This is a genomic window from Pseudomonas sp., from assembly GCF_050739655.1.
Lineage (GTDB): Bacteria > Pseudomonadota > Gammaproteobacteria > Pseudomonadales > Pseudomonadaceae > Aquipseudomonas.
Genome location: NZ_JBOIBY010000350.1, coordinates 1 through 3795, shown reverse-complemented (window position 1 = coordinate 3795; position 3795 = coordinate 1). Strand labels below are relative to the sequence as shown.

3 protein-coding genes are annotated in these 3795 nt (G+C 58.5%); all 3 read right to left on the bottom strand.

The features are described 5' to 3' along the window. The coding region (eno, locus tag ACRESJ_RS17065) for a phosphopyruvate hydratase (protein ID WP_431758949.1) at positions 1–1087 on the bottom strand (1087 nt) is incomplete at its 3' end. A gap of 157 nt (positions 1088–1244) precedes the next feature. Beyond that, positions 1245–2090: a 3-deoxy-8-phosphooctulonate synthase gene (gene kdsA / locus ACRESJ_RS17060; protein WP_084322286.1), complete on the bottom strand. Its 846-nt coding sequence runs from the start codon at positions 2088–2090 to the stop codon at positions 1245–1247. Between the two features lie 5 nt (positions 2091–2095). Further along, entirely contained in the window at positions 2096–3727 is a 1632-nt protein-coding gene (locus tag ACRESJ_RS17055; RefSeq protein WP_431758948.1) for a CTP synthase, read from the bottom strand. Positions 3728–3795 lie beyond the last annotated feature (68 nt).

Here is a 3795-nt window from a genome sequence, read left to right as displayed (position 1 = left end):
AACCGGCAGCCTTGGCCATCTGGATGGCTTCCAGGGTTTCGGTCAGGGTGCCGATCTGGTTGAACTTGATCAGGATCGAGTTGGCGATCTTTTTATCGATGCCTTCTTTCAGGATCTTGGTGTTGGTCACGAACAGATCGTCACCTACCAACTGGGTCTTCTCGCCAATCTTGTCGGTGAGGATTTTCCAGCCAGCCCAGTCGGACTCGTCCAGGCCATCTTCGATGGAGATGATCGGGTAGCGCTCGGTCAGGCCTTTGAGGTAGTCAGCGAAACCTTCAGCGGTGAACACCTGGCCTTCGCCGGACAGGTTGTACTTGCCGTCTTCATAGAATTCGCTGGCTGCGCAGTCCAGTGCCAGGGTCACGTCGGTGCCGAGTTTGTAGCCAGCGTTGGCCACGGCTTCGGAGATCACTTTCAGCGCGTCTTCGTTGGACGTCAGGTTAGGCGCGAAACCACCTTCGTCACCCACGGCAGTGTTCAGGCCACGGGCCTTCAATACGGCCTTGAGGTGATGGAAGATTTCGGTGCCCATGCGCAGACCTTCCGAGAAAGACTTGGCGCCAACTGGCTGAACCATGAATTCCTGGATGTCGACGTTGTTATCGGCGTGCTCGCCACCGTTGATGATGTTCATCATCGGAACCGGCATCGAGTAAACACCCGGAGTGCCGTTCAGGTTGGCGATGTGAGCGTACAGCGGCAGGTCCTGGTCCTGTGCTGCTGCCTTGGCCGCTGCCAGGGAAACGGCGAGGATCGCGTTGGCGCCCAGGGAACCTTTGTTTTCAGTGCCGTCGAGCTTGATCATCGCCAGGTCCAGCGCTTTCTGGTCGCTTGGATCGGTGCCTTTGAGCAGGTCGCGGATCGGGCCGTTGATGTTGGCTACGGCCTTCAGAACGCCCTTGCCCATGTAACGGCTCTTGTCGCCATCACGCAGCTCGAGCGCTTCACGCGAGCCAGTGGAAGCACCGGACGGCGCGCATGCGCTGCCGATGATGCCGTTATCGAGAAGCACATCCGCTTCCACGGTGGGGTTGCCACGGGAGTCGAGAACTTCACGACCTTTGATGTCGACGATTTTAGCCATTGTTGTAAACACTCCAAAGTTGACGAAAACGACGCAGCTAGAGGAAATCTTTTACCGTCGGCAAGCGATGTGCAGCGGGGCAGACTTGCGGACGATAACGCTCAAGCCCGAGGGCCTGAGCGTTAATTCGTGCGGTACTTTACCGGAGAAATGAGGATTACGCGGTTTCTACCGTCGGAAAACTCTTAACCAGTTCGTCCAGAGCTTTGAGCTGGGCCAGGAATGGCTCCAGTTTGTCCAGACGCAAGGCGCAAGGACCGTCGCATTTGGCGTTGTCCGGATCAGGGTGGGCTTCCAGGAACAGACCGGCCAGAGACTGGCTCATCCCGGCTTTCGCCAGGTCGAGGACCTGGGCGCGACGGCCGCCGGCGGAGTCGGAACGACCGCCAGGCATCTGCAGCGCGTGAGTCACGTCGAAGAATACCGGGTATTCGAACTGCTTCATGATGCCGAAGCCGAGCATATCGACGACCAGGTTGTTGTAACCGAAGCTGGAACCACGCTCGCAGAGAATCAACTGATCATTACCTGCTTCCACGCACTTGTTCAGGATGTGTTTCATTTCCTGAGGTGCGAGGAACTGGGCTTTCTTGATGTTGATCACAGCGCCCGTCTTGGCCATCGCGACCACCAGGTCGGTCTGGCGCGACAGGAAGGCCGGCAGTTGGATGATGTCGCAGACTTCAGCAACGACCGCGGCCTGTTCCGGCTCGTGGACGTCGGTGATGATCGGCACGCCAAAGGCTTGCTTGATGTCCTGGAAGATCCGCATGCCTTCTTCCAGGCCCGGGCCACGGTAAGAGGTCACGGAGGAGCGGTTCGCCTTGTCGAAGCTGGCCTTGAACACATAAGGGATACCGAGCTTCTCGGTAACCTTCACGTACTCTTCGCAGACCTGCATTGCCATGTCGCGACTTTCCAGCACGTTCATGCCACCGAACAGCACCATTGGCTTGTCGTTGGCAATCTCGATATCGCCTACGCGGATGATCTTCTGCGCCATCAGGTTTACGCCTTCTTCTGGTGTTGAGCCAAAGCGGCTTTAACGAAACCGCTGAACAACGGGTGACCGTCGCGTGGCGTCGAGGTGAACTCCGGGTGGAACTGGCAAGCGACGAACCATGGATGATCTGGTGCTTCCACCACTTCAACCAGTGCGCCATCACCGGAGCGACCAGAGATTTTCAGGCCGGCTTCCATGATTTGCGGAAGCAGATTGTTGTTCACTTCATAGCGATGGCGGTGACGCTCGACAATCACGTCCTTGGCGTAGCAATCGTGAACCAGCGAGCCTGGCTCCAGCAGGCATTCCTGCGCGCCCAGGCGCATGGTGCCGCCCAGATCGGATGCTTCTGTGCGGGTTTCCACAGCGCCGGTGGCATCTTCCCACTCGGTGATCAGGCCCACGACCGGGTGCCCGCTTGCACGATCGAACTCGGTGGAGTTGGCGTCTTTCCAGCCCAGCACGTTACGAGCAAACTCGATCACGGCCACTTGCATGCCCAGGCAGATACCCAGGTATGGAACCTTGTTTTCGCGAGCGTACTGAACGGCGGTGATCTTGCCTTCCACGCCACGCAGGCCAAAGCCGCCTGGAACGAGGATCGCGTCGACGCCTTCCAGCAGCGCGGTGCCCTGGTTTTCGATGTCTTCGGAATCGATGTAGCGCAGGTTGACCTTGGTACGGTTGCTGATGCCGGCGTGACTCATCGCTTCGATCAGCGATTTGTAGGCGTCCAGCAGTTCCATGTACTTGCCGACCATGGCGATGGTGACTTCGTGCTCAGGATTGAGCTTGGCGTCGACCACAGCTTCCCACTCGGAAAGATCGGCACCGCCACATTGCAGGCCGAAACGCTCGACGACGAAATCGTCCAGACCCTGGGAGTGCAGGATGCCAGGGATCTTGTAGATGGTGTCGGCGTCTTCAAGCGCAATTACCGCACGCTCTTCAACGTTGGTGAATTGCGCGATCTTGCGACGGGAAGAGACATCAATCGGGTGATCGGAGCGGCACACCAGCACGTCTGGTTGCAGGCCGATGGAACGCAGTTCCTTGACCGAGTGCTGGGTTGGCTTGGTTTTGGTCTCGCCGGCAGTGGCAATGTATGGCACCAGAGTAAGGTGCATCAGCATCGCGCGCTTGGCGCCGACTTCGAAACGCAACTGACGGATGGCTTCGAGGAACGGTTGGGATTCGATGTCACCCACGGTGCCACCGATCTCGACCATTGCCACGTCGGCATCGCCGGCACCCTTGATGATGCGGCGCTTGATTTCGTCGGTAATGTGCGGGATCACCTGGATGGTTGCACCCAGGTAGTCGCCACGGCGCTCTTTGCGCAGTACGTGCTCGTAGACACGGCCGGTGGTGAAGTTGTTGTTCTGGGTCATGGTCGTGCGGATGAACCGCTCGTAGTGGCCCAGGTCCAGGTCGGTCTCGGCGCCGTCGTGGGTGACGAACACTTCTCCGTGCTGGAACGGGCTCATGGTGCCCGGGTCGACGTTGATGTACGGGTCCAGCTTCAGCATGGTGACCTTAAGTCCCCGCGCCTCCAGGATGGCCGCCAATGATGCCGATGCAATGCCTTTCCCCAATGAAGAAACAACACCGCCCGTGACGAATATGTAGCGCGTCATGAAAAACCCTAGAAGTCTGCGTTAAAGCGGTCCGAGCCGCCGGGGAAAGCGAAGGAAGGCCGAAGCCC